21 protein-coding genes and 1 pseudogene are annotated in these 19,321 nt (G+C 35.5%); 10 read left to right on the plus strand and 12 right to left on the minus strand.

What is annotated here, in order from left to right; translation table 11 throughout:
* The first annotated feature begins 21 nt into the window (after nt 1-21).
* Together ACRPLY_RS04815 and ACRPLY_RS04820 are read left to right on the plus strand one after the other, a co-directional pair.
* On the plus strand, nt 22-876 hold the full coding sequence (locus ACRPLY_RS04815; protein WP_047751880.1) for a hypothetical protein: 855 nt from the start codon (nt 22-24) through the stop codon (nt 874-876).
* Between the two features lie 737 nt (nt 877-1,613).
* A complete protein-coding gene (locus tag ACRPLY_RS04820) occupies nt 1,614-1,847 on the plus strand; it encodes a hypothetical protein (RefSeq protein WP_028413804.1) in 234 nt (77 codons plus the stop codon).
* A 346-nt stretch (nt 1,848-2,193) separates the two neighbouring features.
* On the opposite strand, the gene dhaK is transcribed toward ACRPLY_RS04820, so the two are convergent.
* Both dhaK and ACRPLY_RS04830 read right to left on the minus strand, forming a co-directional pair.
* Entirely contained in the window at nt 2,194-3,957 is a 1,764-nt protein-coding gene (dhaK, locus tag ACRPLY_RS04825) for a dihydroxyacetone kinase subunit DhaK (protein WP_432231623.1), read from the minus strand.
* Between the two features lies 1 nt (nt 3,958).
* Complete coding sequence (locus ACRPLY_RS04830) at nt 3,959-5,092, minus strand: glycerol dehydrogenase (RefSeq protein ID WP_028413806.1); 1,134 nt, start codon at nt 5,090-5,092, stop codon at nt 3,959-3,961.
* Nucleotides 5,093-5,403: 311 nt separating this feature from the next.
* Here ACRPLY_RS04830 and ACRPLY_RS04835 point away from each other — a divergent pair, with 311 nt between their 5' ends.
* Nucleotides 5,404-6,447 carry a PocR ligand-binding domain-containing protein gene (locus ACRPLY_RS04835; RefSeq protein ID WP_432231624.1) on the plus strand — a complete coding sequence of 348 codons (1,044 nt, stop codon included), beginning with the start codon at nt 5,404-5,406 and terminating at the stop codon, nt 6,445-6,447.
* Between the two features lie 137 nt (nt 6,448-6,584).
* On the opposite strand, the gene ACRPLY_RS04840 is transcribed toward ACRPLY_RS04835, so the two are convergent.
* Nucleotides 6,585-7,391: a carbon-nitrogen family hydrolase gene (locus ACRPLY_RS04840; protein ID WP_432231625.1), complete on the minus strand. Its 807-nt coding sequence runs from the start codon at nt 7,389-7,391 to the stop codon at nt 6,585-6,587.
* A gap of 11 nt (nt 7,392-7,402) precedes the next feature.
* Nucleotides 7,403-8,062, minus strand: a complete 660-nt coding sequence (locus ACRPLY_RS04845; protein ID WP_432231626.1) for an MBL fold metallo-hydrolase — start codon at nt 8,060-8,062, stop codon at nt 7,403-7,405.
* A 102-nt stretch (nt 8,063-8,164) separates the two neighbouring features.
* Between ACRPLY_RS04845 and ACRPLY_RS04850 the strand changes: the two genes are divergently transcribed.
* The 3 genes from ACRPLY_RS04850 (at nt 8,165) to ACRPLY_RS04860 (ending at nt 10,345) form a co-directional block, all read left to right on the plus strand.
* A complete protein-coding gene (locus ACRPLY_RS04850; protein ID WP_325077878.1) occupies nt 8,165-8,542 on the plus strand; it encodes a winged helix-turn-helix transcriptional regulator in 378 nt (125 codons plus the stop codon).
* A 261-nt stretch (nt 8,543-8,803) separates the two neighbouring features.
* Nucleotides 8,804-9,733, plus strand: a complete 930-nt coding sequence (locus ACRPLY_RS04855; RefSeq protein WP_033578633.1) for a DMT family transporter — start codon at nt 8,804-8,806, stop codon at nt 9,731-9,733.
* 51 nt (nt 9,734-9,784) lie between these two features.
* Nucleotides 9,785-10,345, plus strand: coding sequence for a cysteine dioxygenase (locus tag ACRPLY_RS04860; RefSeq protein WP_205663986.1), 561 nt, complete (start codon nt 9,785-9,787; stop codon nt 10,343-10,345).
* Between the two features lie 198 nt (nt 10,346-10,543).
* Here the strand turns inward: ACRPLY_RS04860 and ACRPLY_RS04865 are convergent, their stop codons facing one another.
* A complete protein-coding gene (locus ACRPLY_RS04865) occupies nt 10,544-10,978 on the minus strand; it encodes an ArsI/CadI family heavy metal resistance metalloenzyme (RefSeq protein ID WP_033578632.1) in 435 nt (144 codons plus the stop codon).
* Between the two features lie 50 nt (nt 10,979-11,028).
* The gene (locus tag ACRPLY_RS04870) at nt 11,029-11,358 is read right to left on the minus strand and encodes an ArsR/SmtB family transcription factor (protein ID WP_033578631.1); all 330 of its coding nucleotides are present in this window, start codon (nt 11,356-11,358) and stop codon (nt 11,029-11,031) included.
* Nucleotides 11,359-11,762: 404 nt separating this feature from the next.
* On the opposite strand from ACRPLY_RS04870, the gene ACRPLY_RS04875 reads away from it, so the two are divergent.
* The 3 genes from ACRPLY_RS04875 to arsC are packed head-to-tail and all read left to right on the plus strand — an operon-like array spanning nt 11,763 to nt 13,874.
* Complete coding sequence (locus ACRPLY_RS04875) at nt 11,763-12,110, plus strand: ArsR/SmtB family transcription factor (RefSeq protein ID WP_014460639.1); 348 nt, start codon at nt 11,763-11,765, stop codon at nt 12,108-12,110.
* 18 nt (nt 12,111-12,128) lie between these two features.
* Entirely contained in the window at nt 12,129-13,427 is a 1,299-nt protein-coding gene (locus ACRPLY_RS04880; RefSeq protein WP_165635777.1) for an arsenic transporter, read from the plus strand.
* A gap of 24 nt (nt 13,428-13,451) precedes the next feature.
* Nucleotides 13,452-13,874 (plus strand): arsenate reductase (thioredoxin), encoded by a 423-nt coding sequence (gene arsC / locus ACRPLY_RS04885; protein ID WP_049163975.1) that lies wholly within the window; start codon nt 13,452-13,454, stop codon nt 13,872-13,874.
* 126 nt (nt 13,875-14,000) lie between these two features.
* On the opposite strand, the gene ACRPLY_RS04890 is transcribed toward arsC, so the two are convergent.
* Nucleotides 14,001-14,234 carry a DUF1565 domain-containing protein gene (locus ACRPLY_RS04890; RefSeq protein ID WP_432231627.1) on the minus strand — a complete coding sequence of 78 codons (234 nt, stop codon included), beginning with the start codon at nt 14,232-14,234 and terminating at the stop codon, nt 14,001-14,003.
* Nucleotides 14,235-14,409: 175 nt separating this feature from the next.
* On the opposite strand from ACRPLY_RS04890, the gene speG reads away from it, so the two are divergent.
* Nucleotides 14,410-14,934, plus strand: a complete 525-nt coding sequence (gene speG, locus ACRPLY_RS04895; RefSeq protein WP_028413819.1) for a spermidine N1-acetyltransferase — start codon at nt 14,410-14,412, stop codon at nt 14,932-14,934.
* 275 nt (nt 14,935-15,209) lie between these two features.
* On the opposite strand, the pseudogene ACRPLY_RS04900 reads toward speG, so the two are convergent.
* From ACRPLY_RS04900 to ACRPLY_RS04920, 5 genes and pseudogenes are all read right to left on the minus strand, one after another.
* Nucleotides 15,210-15,392 (minus strand): annotated as a pseudogene (locus tag ACRPLY_RS04900) (stress protein); the annotation flags it as partial.
* 25 nt (nt 15,393-15,417) lie between these two features.
* Nucleotides 15,418-16,179 carry a class I SAM-dependent methyltransferase gene (locus ACRPLY_RS04905; RefSeq protein WP_154972796.1) on the minus strand — a complete coding sequence of 254 codons (762 nt, stop codon included), beginning with the start codon at nt 16,177-16,179 and terminating at the stop codon, nt 15,418-15,420.
* Between the two features lie 227 nt (nt 16,180-16,406).
* Nucleotides 16,407-17,225, minus strand: a complete 819-nt coding sequence (locus tag ACRPLY_RS04910; protein WP_099330840.1) for a mechanosensitive ion channel family protein — start codon at nt 17,223-17,225, stop codon at nt 16,407-16,409.
* A 177-nt stretch (nt 17,226-17,402) separates the two neighbouring features.
* Complete coding sequence (locus tag ACRPLY_RS04915; RefSeq protein ID WP_367077324.1) at nt 17,403-18,431, minus strand: serine hydrolase domain-containing protein; 1,029 nt, start codon at nt 18,429-18,431, stop codon at nt 17,403-17,405.
* 86 nt (nt 18,432-18,517) lie between these two features.
* Nucleotides 18,518-19,087 carry a MarR family winged helix-turn-helix transcriptional regulator gene (locus ACRPLY_RS04920; RefSeq protein ID WP_165635775.1) on the minus strand — a complete coding sequence of 190 codons (570 nt, stop codon included), beginning with the start codon at nt 19,085-19,087 and terminating at the stop codon, nt 18,518-18,520.
* Nucleotides 19,088-19,321 lie beyond the last annotated feature (234 nt).

A 19,321-nucleotide genomic window follows, 5' to 3' on the forward strand; every position in this document is an offset into this window, starting at 1 on the left:
TCTACAAGGAGGCCTAGAATGATGAATCTAATCGATAAGAAAGTTACACACAAGCATTTTGGAACAGGTACTATAGTTAAATATAATGATTCTAGTATTGAAATAAATTTCGCATCAGAAAACAAAAAATTTGTTTTCCCCGATGTATTTGGAAAGCACCTAAAACTGCATGATAAAAGTGTTGCTCATTCCCTGGAAAAAATTTTAGAAGAAAAGGAAACGGAACGAAAAGAGGAAGAATGGAAGAAGGAAGAAGAAAAAAAATTACAGCGAAAAAATCAGGAACTTCGCTGGGGACATGAAAAACTTATGAAAAACCATAAACTTCATCCCGAATCACAAATGGTTTTTTGGTGCGACACAGAAGAACAGAATAGTTCTTTTTCAGAGTGGACGGTTTTTTCAGGCGTAATAAAAAGTGGTAATTACAAGGGGAAGCCAACCAAACCCACCCGCCTACATCAAAATAGCGCTGTCTTGTTAACAGCAATAGATTCCAGTATGCCTGAAAAAGACAGACGCATCTTAGGTGTCTATATGGTCAATGAAAATTTTATCGGTAAGCTTTGCGAAGATGGATATATTCCTGCTCATTCAACGTACAGACTCCAACTTACAGAACAAGAATCCAATCAGATGCTTTTCTGGAAATATTATATAAACGAAAAGAACTCCCAAAAAATGGTGTGGAATACAGGTAAATACCGTTATTTTGATAATTCATGGATGGCTCAAATTTTGCTTGATATAGTTTCATTGAAAAGTGACTCAAACGAACGAGAGCAGGCACAGCAATTTTTTGAGCATTTTTGCAAAATGAATTTGATAACGGATCAAGAGTTACCAAAGCCTAATGGCGCATTAATGCGTATTTAGACGTTAGCCCACAGGTAATTAATTAAGAATGAAAAAAGACTGACGCACTTTTCTGACCCATTGCTAATGACGAACAGTGCCGGGCTCTGTTTGCCAATAAAAGCGTAAATAAAGAATCTACTGCTACGTGTAAAGTAAAACAAGCAGGCTCTTAATAATTAAGAATCTGCTTGTTCTGCTCTACATAAGGACTATCAGTAAGTTATTTTATTTTTCTCTAAACAGATACATATCTAACAACATATCAACAAGCAATAAATTAAGCTAGTACGTTTATTTTAATATACAGTTGAGCTAGATAGAATATCTTTATGAAAACGTACTGTTTCAGAACTATAGGCAGTCATATTTAGTACACTTTTTATAGAATATGATATGAGGACTACCCCATCTTTCAGTGTACTCACCCAACAAGGATGAAAGGGTATTAAAAAATAAAATTGCTTATCAAGTTTTTCTAAAATAAATGGTGCTGGGGGAGCTTTTTATTTTTGCTACAATTCTTAGAAAGAAGTATTTGATATTATTAAACACGCTAGTTACAGCAATTATAGGAGGTATTCATTTTTTAAACTTTTGTAAAATTATCCACTTGAGAGAAAGCAGACAAAGAAAATATAAATCATATTATACATAGCTTTTCCTTTTCTATTATCTTCCTTACCCTACTCCTAGTTACTGACACCTTCCCTTAAAAAACAAAGAACAGCTAATACTTTTAAATAAGGAGTTTTTAAATGAGTAATTATGAAAAAACTAAGAATAACAAAAATATAATTTTAGGTATTATATATGCTCTAATTGTAATATCTGTATATGCATTTAACTTACATCTACAAATAGCTTTGTCTATACTTACTCTTGTCATAATATTTGAACTTGTAACTTCAATAAAAGAAGATGACAAAGCTAAAAATGTTATAAACATTATTACCATATGTTTATTTATACTTGGAATTGTTTTTCTCTAACTAGTACTTACTAATAGCTAACAATATAAAAAGAGCAAAGGCTTCTTATAAATGAAGAAGCCTTTGCTCTTTTTATATCTTTCCCACTCTTTTTCTAGACGGTTAGTATGCTTTTGAATATCGCTAACATGTTTTAATTTAAGATTAAGGTTGCCTGATATAGATAGTCAGCAACAGTATACTTTTACGGGCTTTTTTTTGAGATAAGAAAACTATCATTTTCTAGTTTAAGTAAGTTGAAGCTCGTCCTTAGTGAACCATAAAAAATCCCCACTAAATATAGTGTAACCCTCACTCTCAAAGAGTAATTTCTTTACACTATACTTAGAGGAGATAATACCAAATTTTACTGTTTTTCTTGCATTACTTGAGCTACTTCAGTAAAAATTACACCTAAGCCATGTGCACCTGCGTCCGGATAACCAAGGCTTCTTTCTCCAACCGTACCAGCACGACCCATACGTGCAACAATCTGTTCAGTTGATTTTGCTCCTTCAACAGCAGCTTCCGCTGCTTTAACAAGCGCATGTTTCAAGCTTTCACCTTCAGCAGCACTTGACGTTAACGTATCTGCATAAGGTACTAAGGCATCAATTAAAGTTTTATCTCCCACAACAGCTCCACGTCCAAAAGAACGTTCTCCTGTTGCTTGAATTCCTTTTACAGACGCTTGGATCATTTCAGCAAATTCTGTTAAAGTCAGTTCGGTTTTAGATTCAGTGTTCTTTCCAGCCGCACGAAATGCTGATCCCCAAATAGGCCCTGATGCCCCGCCACAATGCTCCATGATAACGATGGAACAAGCCTCTAAGAAGTTGCCAATATCATTTGATTTATTTTCTAGAATTTCGTGCCATTCAGCTTTCAACTGTTTGAACCCTTTAGCAACACTCATACCAAAGTCTCCGTCACCAGCATGGGAATCTAGTTCACAGAATGGTACTTCATTTCTAATAATACATTCACTCATTTGGTCAACCATAAAAATAATATTATTCAACGTCAGTCGATTTTCCGTTACTACGGAATATTCTTTGTTGGTTTGCACCTCATAAGACACTTTCGGGGCCTCCGCGGTACCGATGATTTCATCATAAGTAACAGCTGGTACTTCACCTTTGATTTTTAGCGCAGGAGTATCGCACTCTTCAGATAGGAGACTCTTTAAGTTTTCATCTAATTTCATAATTGAAATAGAAGCACCGGCCATATCGATGGCTGTCATATAGTTTCCGACAAACGTTCTTGCAATCGTTACGTTTCTACGTGACAATTCACGAATGACAGAATGGTTTAATAAATATAGTTCTTGAAGAGGCGTGCTTCCAAATCCATTAATTAGGACAGCCACTTCTCCTTTTCCATCTTCTATCCCTACTTCTTTTAATAATGAAGTTACCGTACGCTCTGCAAGTTCGTCTGCTGAAATAATTTTTTCACGACGGATACCAGGTTCTCCATGAATACCAACGCCAAACTCCATCTCATCTTCTGCAATCTCGAAAGTAGGAGTTCCTTTAGCAGGAACTGTGCAAGAAGTTAGTCCAAAGCCGATGCTTTTAACATTCGCAATAGCATTTTCTGCTGCCTCTTTCACTTTTGGTAGATCATAGCCGCGTTCTGCTGCTGCACCTGCTATTTTATGAACAAGAACAGTACCAGCTACTCCGCGTCTTCCAACTGTATATAAACTGTCCTGTACAGCAATATCATCATCTACTTTTACATAATCCACTTGAATGCCATCTTCTTCTGCAAGATAAGCAGCATTCTTGAAATTCATCATGTCACCACTGTAGTTCTTAATCACGAGTAGAGTTCCCTTATCGCTAGCTGTTTCTTTAATGGCTTGATAAATCTGTATTTGAGAAGGTGAAGCAAATACATCACCACAAACTGCTGCATCTAACATGCCCTTCCCAACATATCCAGCGTGAGCAGGTTCATGTCCACTGCCGCCCCCGCTAATTATGCTTACTTTATTTTTATTAATTTGCTCTTTTTTAATGACTTTATATTTTTCAATTAAATTCAGTTCCGGATGTGCTAGAACCATTCCTTTACACATCTCAAGTACGACATTTTCTGGTTTATTAATAATTTTTTTCATCTTATATTAACCTCTTCTTATAATCATTTCCAATTTGATCTGCTGCAAGAATAGCTGCAGCTACTGACTCTGGAGTAACAGGGAATGGCATAGAATAAATAGATTCCTCTGGAATACAAGCTTTGTTAGCTACTTCCATTAACTCTTCTTGTGTAATTTGTTCTACTCCAATATCAGCAAGACAAACTGGGAGTCCTACTGCTAAACAGAAATCTAACACTTCTTCTATTTCCTCAGTTGGCGCATTTTCCAATACCAATTGTGCTAATGTACCAAAAGCTACTTTTTCACCGTGGAAGTAGTGATGCGCACTTTCTAAAAGAGTAAGCCCATCATGAATGGCATGTGCTCCAGCTAATCCACCACTTTCGAATCCTAACCCTGATAATAAAATATTAGCTTCAATAATGTTTTCTAAGGCCGGAGTAACAACATTATGATCGCTTGCTGCTTTTGCTTTAACCCCGTCCTCTAATAGAGTGTTGTAGCAATGTTCTGCTAAAACTAACGCTGCATTTGTACCTTTTGCTGGTGCACATACGTCCTCACGCACTCCACAAGGTAATCCAGCATTTACATTAGAGAAAGAACGTGCTGTTGCTCTTGCTTCGAAATAAGTGGATAACGCATCCCCCATACCAGATACTAAGAATCTAGTAGGTGCATTAGCAATGACTGTTGTATCAATTAATACAACACTTGGGCTTTGCTTAAAGTATGCGTAATCATCAAAAGCACCCTCTGGTGTGTAGATAACTGCGGAATGACTTGTAGGTGCATCCGTAGCAGCAATTGTTGGGACGATAATTAACCCTTCTCCCTCTGCTACACATTTTGCCGTATCAATTGCCTTACCACCACCTAAACCAATTGTACAATCACAGTTGTTTTCTTTTGCTATTTCCTGCAATCTAGAAATTTCTGGTCTGGAGCACTCGCCATTGAATCCGCCTTCAAAAAATGTAATACCATATTTTTCTGCTGTTGCATCTAATTTGCCTTGTACACGTTTAATATCTTCAGGATGTGCTATTAAAAGTGCAGAGGTACCAAATGTTTTCACAAAATAACCTAAATTTAAAATTTCATCTTCACCTTGAATGTATTTTGAAGGACTAATAAATGCTTTTCTCATAAATAAAACCTCCTAATTAACTTTGTAATCCCTTACAATCGAAATTTTACTATTTTTTGTGTAAGATTACATTAGTCTTAAATGACGAGTTTTTACAACTTTTTATCGTATTTTTTTGCTCTCTTCATTTAATATGGTATTATTATGACATTATTTCAGGTGAAAATACTACTAAGTTCACGTTGAAAAGAGGTTACCTTTATCGCTGAACACTCTTTTATTTTACAAACTCAGAAATAAAATAAAGGTATTCTCAAGTAGGTAATCCAAACTACCACACGGGAAGTAGAAGCAAGGGAGATAAAACATCATTGAAAACTACTTACATGAATTTAGATAAAATACTAGATTTAAAGAAATGGCGAAACCTTCAAGATTCGCTTGCGCTTGTTACAAAATTAGCGATTGTTACGGTTAACTATAAAGGAGTACCCATTTCTCAACACAGTGGTGTACGTCCATTTTGTGAGACTATGCGTAAAAATCCTGATACGGCAAAACTTTGTGAAAAGTGCGATGCGCGGGGAGGATTAGAGGCAGTTAGAACCAATGCTCCTTATATCTATTTATGCCACTGGAATATTGTCGATATTGCCATTCCCATTATAATTGATGATAAATATGTAGGCGCTATCATGGCGGGAGAAGTAAAAATTGAGGATGGTGACAAACATCCTCAATTAGAACAAATGCTTACTGTTCCATCAAAGGGATTTGAACAGAAGTTAAATAATAATGAAGAAATACAGCATCTATATGATTCTATTCCTACTCTATCCTATACAGAAATTAACGAAGCTGCTCAAATGTTATATAGGCTTTGTAACTATATTGTAGGGGAAGCTATGAATAAAAACTTAATTTTAGAAGTATATGAAAAGATGGCTCCAGTAAAAGAGGACCTTTCTACTGAAGATATTTCTTACGGTTATTCTCTAGATAATATTCAAAATATAAAAAAGGAATTAGCCAACACAGTTACTAATGCTTACGTGAAAACGTCTATTAACGATCACTTAGTATGTAAAAACAAATTATTACAGCCAGCCTTTGACTACATTTATAAACATAAAAGAGAAAAAATATCTCAGCAAAAGATGGCTGATTTATGTCACATTAGCACAGGTTATTTCAGCCGTGTATTTACCAAAGAAACGGGTATGAATTTTTCTGTTTTTATTTCGCTCAAAAAAATAGAGTGGTCCAAGCAATTATTAGAAAAAACGGATTTGTCTATTGCACAGATTAGCGATGAATTAGGTTTTAATGATCCTGGATATTACATCAAGACATTTAAAAAATATGAAAATATAACTCCTAACGTCTATCGGAAATATTATCAAGAAAAGATGTAGAGTTTTCAGTCCTGACGTAAGAAACATATAACTTTCCATACTGATACTAGTATTCTAAAAAGGGTGCTTTTCAGTATGGAAAAGCAATGAGACACAGTCATGTGCTGGCCTTTACGCTATAAATAATAGATAAATCTCTATTCCGCATGCTTATAAACATTGGGTCTCAGGCCCTCAAATATTGGGATGTTTTTTTGTTGTTCTGTAACTTTCTGTATATGAATTTCTGCTGTTATGATTTCTTCTTTGTCTCTCCCCTCTTTTATAATGTTTCCATTTGGATCGATGACCATTGAATGTCCAGCGTATGTGTTGCCGGCATGATTTTTATGATTCACATTCCCCACGCTGTTACATGCAATGACGTATACACCATTTTCTATAGCTCGTGCTTTCAATAGTGTTTTCCAATGGTCTATATTTTTAGTAGTCCATTGTGCAACGTAGAATACAATTTTTGCACCTTGAGACGCTGGGTAGCGTGTGATTTCTGGAAAACGTAAATCGTAACATATAATTTGACTAGTTTTGATACCGTTAATTTTGAATACTTCCGGTACTTCATCTCCACCTGTTAAATAATGATGTTCATCTAACATCGGCACGAGATGTATCTTATCTTTTTGGTAGAGTAGCTCCCCTGTTTTTGATACCGCAAAGGCCGTATTATAAATGTTTTTATTCCTTTTATTTGAGACTGAACCTGCAATGATATTCACCTGATGCTCGGTTGCTAAACTTTGGATAAAAGGAAAAGCTCTCTGTAAGTCAATATCAGCTTTTTCTGCTACATTTTCTAAATCATAACCCGTATTCCACATTTCAGGTATTACAACAATTTCCGTATCTATATCCAGCTTTTCTGCAAATAAGGATACAATACGGTTTTCGTTTTGCTTAACTTCTCCTTCTATAATCTCCATTTGAAATAATTGTACTTTCATGTTTTTCCCTCTTATTCATAGATAAATTTATAGACAGAATATAAATCATTATTATATTTGACATCTTCACCATGTGAAGATGAAATTATAGACGGTTTAATTTCATCTATAATTCGTCCGCTATTAATGTTTTCGTTCATATCAACTGTGAACTTTCGAATCGGTGGATGTAAGGATTCAGCATTAGAAAAAAATAAGTCTCCAGTTAGCAGCACATTGTCATCTTTATGATGGTATATGACATGTCCTGGGGTATGGCCGGGTGTTAGATATACGTCTACGGGTAACGTTTTAATGATATTGTCACTTAAACCTTCAACTTGATGTTCTACGCCTGTTGTTTCTTTTTCTGCCTTGTTTGGATACGGTTTTTCGCCATTGATAAAAGGCGTTTCAATTTCGTGTGCGTAAATAGGGATATTTAAATGATCTTTTAAATACTTGGCACCATTAATGTGATCCAAATGGCCATGTGTCAGCAAGATACTCTTGGGAATACCTAAAGATTTTGCTGCATTCAACTGCGCATATGCATAGTCTTCCATTCCGGTATCGATGAGATAAACATCCTCACCATCCACTATGTACCATGTATTGATCTTAACTCGGATACCAACGACGGTTTCATAAGTGAGTCTATAAACATGTTCAGAGATTTGAACAAATTCCAATTCATACACCTTCTTCTGATTTATTTGATATCATAAGTGTAATCAGAAAAAATAGGAGTAACAAGAAGGCACAAATTTGTTACTCCCCATTGAGGTGAGGAAATGTCAGAGTTTAAAAGTAATCAATACGGCCCTTGTACGTTAACTGTAAAGCAAGCCTGTCCAATTGAATTAGCGATGCATATTATGGGCGGTAAATGGAAAGGCATTATTTTGTCTTTGTTATCAAAGTCACCTATGTATTATAATGCAATACGCCGTGAAATACCGGGTATTACTCAGCGCATCCTTACACTCCAGCTTCGCGATATGGAAAAAGACGGATTAATAGAAAGAGAAGAAACAAACGATAACCCTAAAAGAGTTTTATATTATTTAACAGAGCTTGGAGAAAATTTTATCCCAATACTTAAATCTTTAGAGAAATGGGGCAATGCTTATATAAGCAAGCAGGAAGAAGGAATAAAAGAGTCTCAATAATTAAGGAGAGTTGGCATTTTTATTTTTGGTAACAGACTCTTTAGAATTTAGCCTATACATGGCTATAAACTCCCAAATTTAGTTTTCTATACATAACATCTATAGCTATTTTAATGAAGATTAAGAAATAGTGATAACGATACAAATACTAAAGTTTCTACTATTTTTTTTAGAATGGCATGATTTTTTTCATTTTCCTTTCGAAAAGGCATATGTTAGTTAATAAAAGATACCTTTATTGTTGAAAGGAAAATTGATCCTATGATTGCGTCAAAGGTTAAATTTGCTGCCTCGTTCTATGCAATAATGTCTATTAGTTTTTGGGGAATTTCCTTTGTCTCTACCAAAGCTGTTTTAGATAAACTAGATCCATACACACTCCTTGTTCTTCGTTTTGGAATTGGGGCACTTTTTTTATTGGTATTATTAGTGCTAAAGAGATATCCATTAAACATTCCGCTTAAGTATATTCCTCATTTGATTGTGTTAGGTATCCTTGGAGTATTCATTCATCAAGTTATTCAGGCAACAGCACTTCTCACAATAAATGCTTCTGCAGCAGGGTGGATTATTTCGTTTTCTCCTGTATTTACGGTCATTCTCTCCGTATTTTTTTTGCATGAAAAGATGACGTTATTAAAAGCATCAGGGATTATTGTAGCTATTATTGGCGTTCTACTGGTGACCACTTCTAGCAATCAGCATTCACTTCAGCTTCCGGTTAATATCGGTTACCTGTTAATGATTTTAAGTACATTAAACTGGGCAATCTATTCTGTCCTATTAAAAAAGCTGGATATCCAACTTCCCTCTCTTGTTGTTACGTTTTATATGTGTTTAATAGGATTTACTCTAACAACTCCTTTTCTCGTAAGAAATAAAGGATGGGAGATCATGCCTTTTTTAACGAGCGTGGAGTGGGCTCATTTATTATTTCTCGGTGTATTCGTTTCAGGTGTTGCCTATTGGTACTGGGCAAAGGCATTAGAGGTTTTAGAGGCGTCCCAGGTATCTGTGTTCCTTTATTTAGAACCAGTAGCGACATTGATAACAGCTGTTTTACTGTTACGTGAAAAGATTATTCCCGTCAGTATATTAGGAGGAGTCATAATTATAGTGGGAGTAATTGTAGCCAATGGAAGACTACTAACTTTTTTAAGGTACTTGCCGTGGAGAAACAAAAAATTGTAGCTATGCAGAAAACCCAAAAATTTGTGCTGCTCATAAGGAGGTAATGCGTGTATGAGCTTAATTGAACAGGTAAAGCATATTTTAGATAACTTGGACTCCCCTACCAAATTGGAACTGAGAGAGGCTCTTTTGGCTTTAGATATAAACTTTAATGATTTAAAACCACTATTGCAGTCGGCAAAAGACAAGCCATACTATAGAAAGCTTCTCTACCAAAATGACGAAGTAGAATTACTTGTTATGAATTGGTCAGAAATAGAGTGTGCTCCTCACGATCACGGTCATTCGCATGGATGGATTCAAGTAGTAAATGGTACAACTATAAATACGGTTTACGAAGTTAAAGAAAACCAAATGCCAGAAGAGCTGTTTTCTCAGCATCAGGGAAAAGGAAAGCTTTTTTTTGCACCCAAGAAAGGTGTGCACAAGATGAAGAGTGCGGAAGGCAGGGGTCTGGTCACTCTTCATCTCTACTCTCCCCCAATCAAGGAGATGATGGTTTATGATTTCAAAACATGCGCTGCTTGCATTGTATCCGATGATTGTGGAGCGTGGTGGCCAGATCATCTTCGTCAAAAGGTAAGAGAGATTCAATTAAAGAAGCAAGAATGATGTTTGTTGACCCTTGGAATGTTTCTCATACAGAAACAAAATAACTGCTTAGTCGAGTTAAAGGACGTGCATCACGAAATTTTCTTGTTTACAGTTAGCTGTCTTAGCAAGAAAACTCCGCTAAACATAATCGATTTTATGCTAAATAAAAAAGACAGAAAGAGTCTACTTCTTCCTGTCTTTTTTGTCATTTAAGCATCAGCAACATGAGTTGCTTGCAGGTGACTTTTCATTCACTCCAACGCTATCCTCAGTCTTATGAACCTCACTATCAGATTTCGTATAAAAAAACTCCCACTCGTTCCCGTCAGGATCTGTTACCCAAAACTTATCTTGCACAGCATAGCAGCAGGTCGTATCTATTTCTTCACGAGCAAAGAACCCCTCTTTTTCTAGTCGTGATTTATGAGAATGAATCTCCTCAGGAGTTTCTACTTGGAAGCCGAAATGATTCACTTGATTACCTTTTACATCGTCACGTACGTTCAAGGTGAAATTTAATCCGGGTTCATCTAACAAGAATTTAGCATAATCTATTTTCGTTTTCACAGGTTGAACGCCAAATACCTTTTGATAAAACTTAATGGACGCCTCTAGATTCGTTACATTAATTCCTACATGAACATATTTCATTTACACTTCCTCCTTCGCATGCTAAATAATATTATTTGGAATGTAGTAAATTAAGAGCATGGGCCGCTTTTACTTGTATCTTTTCTAAACAAGCAGCATAGTTCTTCTGATAAGAGGTGGTTCACCTCTTTATCATTTAAATCATAATAACTCCATGTCCCTTTTGTTTCTTTTGTGATGAGGTTTGCTTCTAATAAAATCTTTAAGTGGTAGGAAAGTTTAGATTGAGACATCCCAAAGAATTCAGTTAGATCACATACGCATGTCTGTCCTCGCTGGCAGAGCTCATACATAATTTCTAATCTCTTTTGATCAGCAAGAGCTTTAAATTTTTGTTCGTACTGTTTAAATGGGTGCTTTCCTTCCTTGACTGTTTCCATTGTCATTCTCCTTCATCAATTTTTTTTGATTTAAAGTTCGAAGCTCTCGGCAGCTTTTTTAAAGTTACTGTATGTAGTTTCCCCTCTTAACGTAGGATCTTGATGAAAAAAACGCTGAAAGATTAGACTTTGTGCTTCCTTATAGTTCATCCCTTGAGTGTTCATAACTAAATGAAAATAGGCTCGAAAGTACGTAACCGATAAGTTTCCAGAGTTGTTGACTCTCACTGCTTTTCCCCTCACTTTTATAAATCAATTTTTTTTGATGTATTCATCATATCTGGAAAATTTAGATAAATCAAGACATTAATCAAATTTTTTTGTTTAATAGTAGTGTATATTTTTGTTGAATGTATAATAAAATACTTATATAATTATATTTGGAAATAAGGAGGTGAGTTGGATTGGATGTAAAAGTACAAATAGAAATGGAGAAAGCAGCACAGATACTGAAGCTGCTTGGCGATAAGACAAGATTATCTATGATGAAACTGCTCCAAAATAACGAGTGCTGTGTTTGTGAGCTAGTTGAAATTTATAAAGCAAGTCAACCGGCTATTAGCCAACACTTGCGTAAATTAAGAGATATCGAACTTGTAAAGGAAAGACGACAAGGACATTGGATTTTCTATTCATTAAATAAAGAAAACGGCTATTATCAGTTTGTCCTTAATATACTTGAATCTTTACCAAGCGAAGATGGACGATTAAAAGAACTAGAAAAGCAAGGATTACGCATTAGTTGTTGCTAATAGTAGGAGGTTTGTAAAGTGGTATCAGTTATAGTAGCCTCCCTCATCTTCTTAGTGACATTGATTTTTGTCATTTGGCAGCCAAAGAACTTGTCTATTGGTTGGTCAGCGTGTGGAGGCGCAGTAATAGCTCTTTTAGCAGGTGTGGTTGATTTCCATGACGTGCTGGATGTAACTCAAATTGTATGGAACGCAACGTTAACGTTTATTGCAGTTATTATTATTTCTTTAATTTTAGATGAAATTGGATTTTTTGAGTGGGCAGCGTTACATATGGCACGAGCTGCAGGAGGTAATGGCGTTCGCATGTTTGTATATGTATCCCTCCTAGGAGCTGTAGTAGCCGCATTATTCGCTAATGATGGGGCAGCCTTAATTTTAACACCTATCGTACTTGCTATGGTGCGGGCACTCAAATTTGAAGATAAAATGGTCTTTCCTTTTATTATCGCCAGTGGATTCATTGCGGATACAACATCGTTACCTCTTGTAGTAAGTAACTTGGTCAACATTGTATCAGCTGATTTCTTTGGTATTCGTTTTTCTGAATTTGCCTCACGCATGATTGTGCCAGATTTATTTTCACTTTTGGCAAGTATTACTGTCTTGTATTTGTATTTTCGTAAAAGCATCCCGAAGAAATACAATCTAGATGATTTACAGAAACCGGTTGAGGCCATTAAAGACATGAAAATGTTCCGTTTATCAGGAATCGTTTTATTTATTTTAGTTCTTGGTTACTTCATTGGTGAGTTCTTCAATGTTCCAGTTTCTATTATCGCAGGTATTATTGCCATTTTATTCTTAGGAATAGCAAGAAAAAGCCCAGCTGTTCACACAAAAAAAGTGTTAGCAGGAGCTCCATGGGCAATTGTTTTCTTTTCCATTGGTATGTATGTTGTTGTGTATGGATTACGCAATGTGGGGCTAACTGAAGTACTAGCAAGCCTTATTCAAACAACCGCTGATCAAGGATTATTTGCAGCAACCATTGGTATGGGATTTATTGCAGCCATTCTCTCATCGATTATGAACAACATGCCAACCGTGATGATTGATGCTTTGGCCATTGATGCAACTTCTGCAACAGGTACGATTAAAGAAGCTCTGATTTATGCAAATGTCATTGGTTCGGATCTAGGACCAAAGATTACACCTATTGGCTCTCTAGCGACGCTCTTATGGCTTCATGTTCTCTCGACAAAAGGAGTTAAGATTTCTTGGGGAACTTATTTTAAAACAGGTATTATCTTAACCATCCCAACATTGTTTATTACACTTGTTGGTTTATATATTTGGTTATCAATTATTTCTTAACACATCATAAAGGAGATTTTACACATGTCTAAAAAAACACTTTATTTCTTATGTACAGGTAACTCTTGCCGTAGCCAAATGGCTGAAGGATGGGCAAAAAAATATCTAAATAACAATGAATGGGATGTACGCAGTGCAGGATTAGAAGCTCATGGATTAAATCCTAACGCTGTAAAAGCAATGAAAGAAGCTGGTGTTGATATTTCAAACCAAACATCTGATATTATTGATCCTGAAATTTTAAATAATGCGGATTTAGTGGTTACATTATGTGGCCATGCAGCTGATCATTGCCCCGTAACACCTCCTCATGTGAAGCGTGAACACTGGGGATTTGATGATCCTGCAAAAGCAGAAGGAACAGATGAAGAGAAATGGGCGTTCTTTCAACGTGTCCGTGATGAAATTGGTGAGCGTATTCAGCGTTTTGCCGAAACAGGTAAATAATTAATCAAGAAGCAGTCTATTTGTGTAGACTGCTTTATTTTTTCTCCACTAATAAGGGGGCTTTTCACTTTTATAGTTCATGAAAATAATAGGCTCTTGTTTAGTACCTGAACGGCTAATAATTAATTATTCGTAATAAATACCACCTCTGATGTAAACCGTAGTTCCGGGTTGAGCTGCTTCACTTGCCTTCCTTAATGTTCTAAAAGGTTTGCTTTTAGTACCTAAGTTTTTGTCGTCCCCTGTAGGAGAAACGTAGATCTCATGATGTATAGGTTCTACTGAAGGCTGATTAGCTGCCTCAACCCTTTGGTTTATACAACACAGTAAAATAAGAAAAATACCAATTGCTTTTTTCATAAGATACTCCTTAAAGTTAATGAGTTTCACTTACAAGATGTTTAAATTATACTATGGCTCTTTTAATAAGTATGTAAAACATCGCACTATGTCTTGTTATTTTTTTAAACTACAGCAACTTTTACATTTAAAACGGAAAGTGCTAAAGTAGTGCTAGAATATGGAGGTTTGAGAAATGAATAAGGAACTTAAGTTACGTCCTTTGGAAAGAGAAGATTTAAAATTTGTCCATGAACTCAATAATGATGCAAATATTATGTCTTATTGGTTTGAAGAGCCTTATGAAGCTTTTGTAGAGCTACAGGACTTATATGATAAACATATTCACGATCAAGGTGAGCGTCGGTTCATACTAGAAAAGGACGGGGATATGCTTGGATTAGTGGAATTGGTCGAAATTGATTATATTCATCGTAGAGCAGAGTTTCAAATTATCATTGACCCTACATATCAAGGTCATGGTTACGCCATGGTTGCCACAAATCTAGCAATGAATTATGCCTTTTCGGTATTGAATATGCATAAACTTTACTTAATTGTAGACAAGGAAAACGAAAAAGCAATTCATATCTATAAGAAGGTCGGTTTTTCTATTGAAGGTGAGTTAAAAGATGAATTTTTTGTCGATGGAAGCTATCATAACGCTATAAGAATGTGTATGTTTCAAAAAGAATATTTACAAACCAAAAGTAAAAACTAAGGTTGAATTAGTATAAGTTTCCTGCTCACTAAAAGAGAAGAAAGAATGAGATCAGGCTTCTGTTAATGCAAAGAGAAAAACTCCTGTTCAGACGCAACAGGAGTTTTTCTCTTTTTAAGCTAAGCTGTAGATGATATACAAATTTCTATTCTGCATGCTTATAAACATCCGGTCTCAGGCTTTCAAATATTGAGAAGAGCCTTTACCATGACGGTAAAGGCTCTATACGATCTTCCCTGATGGGAATCTTGTATTATCTTCATCTCTATTTTTAATTAAGGTCTATGAAAATTGACTGTTTTTTCGTCATCTCCTGTGCGTTCAAACCAGCCTCTAAAGGCCCAGTTATCATAACCTCCGTCACCTTCATTAATAAATGTTCCTTCTTCAAATATCCAGACTCCATACGTAATACCATCATAATCTACGGTATCGCCTAATTGGAAAAAGTTGAGGTAGCTCATTCAATATGATAGTCAACTATTATTTAATAGATTTAGTCGCAATATAACAAGGCATATATTCAGTGATTTCTCCCTTGTGGTGATGATCTTCATAAAGATCTTGTAAGGTGAATCCAGCTTTTAGCTGTCCGCCAATTTGAGTTTCTAATGAATGGCTAAACTGTACACCGCCATTTTTTATAAGTTCTTCATCATTTTCTACGGTGTTTTTAGTTCCATCATAAGGTAATTTATTAACCACTTGTAATGCATTCTCATCTTCTCCAAATAAATAAAGAGCAGGATTTGCAAAGCCAGATAGCAGAACGCCACCTTTTTTTAGAACTCTAAAACATTCTTGCCAAACGTGTTCAACATCTTGAATATAGCAGTTTGATACAGGGTTAAAAATCATATCGAACGTCTCATCTTCAAATGGAAATGTCTTACTCATATCCCCTTTAACTAAGTCAATAGAATAGCCTTCTCTAGTGGACACCATTTTTTCTAATTCTAATTGCTTATCAGAGTAGTCAAAGACCGTAACTTCCGCATGTTGCGCTGCAAAGACTGGGCACTGCTGTCCTCCTCCGCTAGCAAGTCCCAATATTTTTGCTTTTTTAAATGGAATAAACCAGTTATGCGGAACAGGCTTACAAGGTGTCAAGTAGATATCAAAATTACCTTGAGTTGCATCTGCAAAATCTTGATGATTAATAGCTAATGACCATTCTCCTCCAGCTGAAGCCCATTCATCCCACATTTCGGAGTTGATTTTTGTATAATTAGATTTTTGCGCCATAGTTAATCCCCCTTTACCTTTTTACGTTCCATGTTTAATTTTACCATGTCACTAGAAGAATAGTTTAGATGTACTAATTAATTTGTTCTTTTTCAGATAATTAATCTGTACTGGAGAAGTACTTAATAGATATTTTCAAAAATAAAAAACACCCTTTTGAAAAATCAAAAGGGTGTTTGTATCTTAAATATAAAAGCTTGTATATAAACAAGGTACGAGTTTTATTTTTAATGGCTTGTCTCGAAGCTTTCAGCCATCATAAGGTCATTTTTGTAGGCAGCCATTGCGAGTTCATATCGCACCTTTTGGCTCGCTTCTACAAAATCAGCTTCCTTCACAAGGCCTGATAATGAATATTGGTGACCTTTAAAACCTACGTTCAGTTCAGTAATTTGATTGAATTGAAAGCTCTCTATAGGAATTCCATCCACATCTTTCAACAAATATTGACCATATTTGTTGTTACATATTTGTGCTACTTGCTCCATTACTTTGAAGGCATCGTCCGGGTTTTGCCTATAGTTGAGAATAAGACTTTCATTTACCCGGCGTCTTCCTCGGGTTCCGTTCTGAAGTTCCGTGATATTGCTATATGAGACGGTATAGAGGTAGCCGTCATATTGACGAATCTTTAAGTAGCGCATCGTAATTTCTTCTATTTTCCCTTGACGGTTTCCGTTGAGAATAACATAATCTCCGTGGTGGATCTGGCGTTCAAACAAGTAAGTCAGTCCCATTATATAATCACGGATGATATGCTGGAGGATTATTGCCAGGGCACTGGCTAACACTACCGAACTAGTGAGAATCTTTCCGAAGTCAAAGAAATGGCTAAGCACATAAATAAAGAAAAAAGCCAGCCCCAATACTCTTGTGACCTGATTAGAAAAGTGCATGAGCGTCTCTTCTCTTTTTTCATCTAAAAAGCTCGTTTTATCAAAGAAAAGCTTAATGAATTTGCGAATAAAATAAACGATAAGTACAATCAGCAGCCCTACCGTTAAAACCTTTACGGGAAACTGCTGGAAAAATTCAGTGAAAACCAACTTACCCACTCCTTATTTCTAACACTATACCAAAAAAATGTACGGAAAGACAAAAATCTTCTGTTCCTTACAAACCTTAATGATAATAGCACGGTTTCCTCAAAAAAAAGAAGCATATTCTATGCTTCTTGAAGGTCGGTCATATTCGGCGACAGCCTTTCAAATTGTCTTCCATCCTTATATATCTTTTGAATGTTGGAGGCTTTCTAATAAAGACATTCCTATATGTTCATCCTTATTTCTACTTAGTCTATAATTAGCTAAAACGACGGAAGCAACTTTCTTTTCTTTATCAATCCCTAAAAATGAGCTGAAGCATCCTGTTCCACCGCCGTGCAATATCACATTATTGTTTTTCTTTAAAAGCAACCATCCAAGACCCATATCAAACTTCTTTGTTCCATTGGCGTATTTTTCATGACAAAAAGACAGATATGGTTTATCTTCATCCATATTTATTTTTGCGTATTTAAGTAAATCATCAGCGGTTGAGGATACTGCGCCCGCAGGTGATATAAAATTCCCCTTGTCCCACTGCCAGTTGCCACAATCATTATTTTTGCGGTCATAGCCATGTAGATTATCGTTTGAAGCGCCTAAACAAGTATCCTTTAGTCCAAGCTCATTAAGAAGAAAGTCATTCATAGTATCCCAATACCCCTTGCCCGATATCATTCCCAACACGTATCCAATAAGGGATATACCGAAATTGGAATACTTCCATGAATAATCTACTTCTTTTAATTTACTTTTTTCGATCAGCATCTTCATTTTGTTAAAATCCATATGTAACGGATTATTTTTATTCAAATCACTTCCGCCAAAAATCAAATTAAAAATTATTTTAAAATATTCCCGTTTATTTAAAGGTAAGCTTCCCGAATATCCAGAAGAGTGAGTAGCGAGGCGGAGCAATGTAGGATAATACGTGTCTTCCTTAAGTTCTTTTATGTACTTTCGTATAGAATCGTTTAGTGTCAACTTGTTTTCAGATATGTATTTTGATAGCAGCGATATAGTGAAAGTCTTAGTAATAGAACCAATTTCATAATGATATTTTTTGGATGAGTCAATTTCACCGCTTTCATTATAAATTTTGATAACATATTGGTTGTCCGTTAAATAGCCAACGGTTAATTTCAAATTCTTTTTTCCTCTACAGGTCTTGTTAATTAATCGTACTGTTTCATCACTGATTTCAAACATAATGAGTGCTCTCCCTTATCCTTTATTTCGAAAATCATTAAAAGGATTGATATGCTTCAAAGTAAAGTAGCCTATCAAATTTATTTTTATAAGTTCTTTTTTATATTATCAATTGCTTGAACTCTTCGACTTTCAAGCTCCCTTATCACTCTCAACTGTAATTCATTGTGATCTTCATCCATTTTGATGTTGCCTTCTTCTTCAAATCCATCATGTCCTTCCCCGTCAAAGCTATAAAGTTTCTTTAAAAGCTTCCACATTATTTCCAACTCTTCGGTTGAAAACTTTTTAAAAAGGTCTTCCAAAAAGAAAATTCCTTTTTCTGAAACAACAAGCAGCGCTTCTTTTCCCTCTTTGGTGATTTTTACGTTAACTGCACGTTTATCTTTACTGCTAGGAACCACGTCAACATACCCCTTCTTTTCCATAATGGTAATTAACTGCTTGACGCTTTGTTTTGTGGTTCCTAATTTTCTAGCAATATTATTTAACGTTGTTTCATCTTCAGGTAAATGAGCAATTGCCACCATCGCCATATGCTGTCTTGATGTTAAGAGCTCAAGAGACTGATCTCCTTTCACCTGGACTTTATTTGCCAGAGAAAATAAGGTAGCGTAAGTTTGCTGCATTAAAAAAAGATCTTTATAAATATCCATATTAACCCTCCATTTTAGACAATATATTGTCTAAAATAATAGTATATTTTGGTAATTAAGTCAATGTACTGTTTATTTTAATTTTGACTATTCTGTTACACTAAAGCAGGCAAAGAAATAGTGGCCTTTCGTAAGCAAAAGTTGTCCTTTCTATATCTAATTAGATATACTAAAAAGGCACTCTAATTTAATATCACTCTAAAAAAATGTAAGAAAACCGATACGAAGTAAAGG

Origin of the sequence: Priestia sp. TGN 0903, assembly GCF_050846855.1 — a bacterium.
Classification (GTDB): domain Bacteria; phylum Bacillota; class Bacilli; order Bacillales; family Bacillaceae_H; genus Priestia; species Priestia zanthoxyli.

Coding starts and splice junctions, on each gene's coding strand:
- ACRPLY_RS04815 (WP_047751880.1), top strand. CDS start 22: ATGAATCTAATCGATAAGAAAGTTACACACAAGCATTTTGGAACAGGT.
- ACRPLY_RS04820 (WP_028413804.1), top strand. CDS start 1,614: ATGAGTAATTATGAAAAAACTAAGAATAACAAAAATATAATTTTAGGT.
- dhaK (WP_432231623.1), bottom strand. CDS start 3,957: ATGAAAAAAATTATTAATAAACCAGAAAATGTCGTACTTGAGATGTGT.
- ACRPLY_RS04830 (WP_028413806.1), bottom strand. CDS start 5,092: ATGAGAAAAGCATTTATTAGTCCTTCAAAATACATTCAAGGTGAAGAT.
- ACRPLY_RS04840 (WP_432231625.1), bottom strand. CDS start 7,391: ATGAAAGTACAATTATTTCAAATGGAGATTATAGAAGGAGAAGTTAAG.
- ACRPLY_RS04850 (WP_325077878.1), top strand. CDS start 8,165: ATGTCAGAGTTTAAAAGTAATCAATACGGCCCTTGTACGTTAACTGTA.
- ACRPLY_RS04855 (WP_033578633.1), top strand. CDS start 8,804: ATGATTGCGTCAAAGGTTAAATTTGCTGCCTCGTTCTATGCAATAATG.
- ACRPLY_RS04860 (WP_205663986.1), top strand. CDS start 9,785: ATGAGCTTAATTGAACAGGTAAAGCATATTTTAGATAACTTGGACTCC.
- ACRPLY_RS04865 (WP_033578632.1), bottom strand. CDS start 10,978: ATGAAATATGTTCATGTAGGAATTAATGTAACGAATCTAGAGGCGTCC.
- ACRPLY_RS04870 (WP_033578631.1), bottom strand. CDS start 11,358: ATGGAAACAGTCAAGGAAGGAAAGCACCCATTTAAACAGTACGAACAA.
- arsC (WP_049163975.1), top strand. CDS start 13,452: ATGTCTAAAAAAACACTTTATTTCTTATGTACAGGTAACTCTTGCCGT.
- ACRPLY_RS04890 (WP_432231627.1), bottom strand. CDS start 14,234: ATGAAAAAAGCAATTGGTATTTTTCTTATTTTACTGTGTTGTATAAAC.
- speG (WP_028413819.1), top strand. CDS start 14,410: ATGAATAAGGAACTTAAGTTACGTCCTTTGGAAAGAGAAGATTTAAAA.
- ACRPLY_RS04905 (WP_154972796.1), bottom strand. CDS start 16,179: ATGGCGCAAAAATCTAATTATACAAAAATCAACTCCGAAATGTGGGAT.
- ACRPLY_RS04915 (WP_367077324.1), bottom strand. CDS start 18,431: ATGTTTGAAATCAGTGATGAAACAGTACGATTAATTAACAAGACCTGT.
- ACRPLY_RS04920 (WP_165635775.1), bottom strand. CDS start 19,087: ATGGATATTTATAAAGATCTTTTTTTAATGCAGCAAACTTACGCTACC.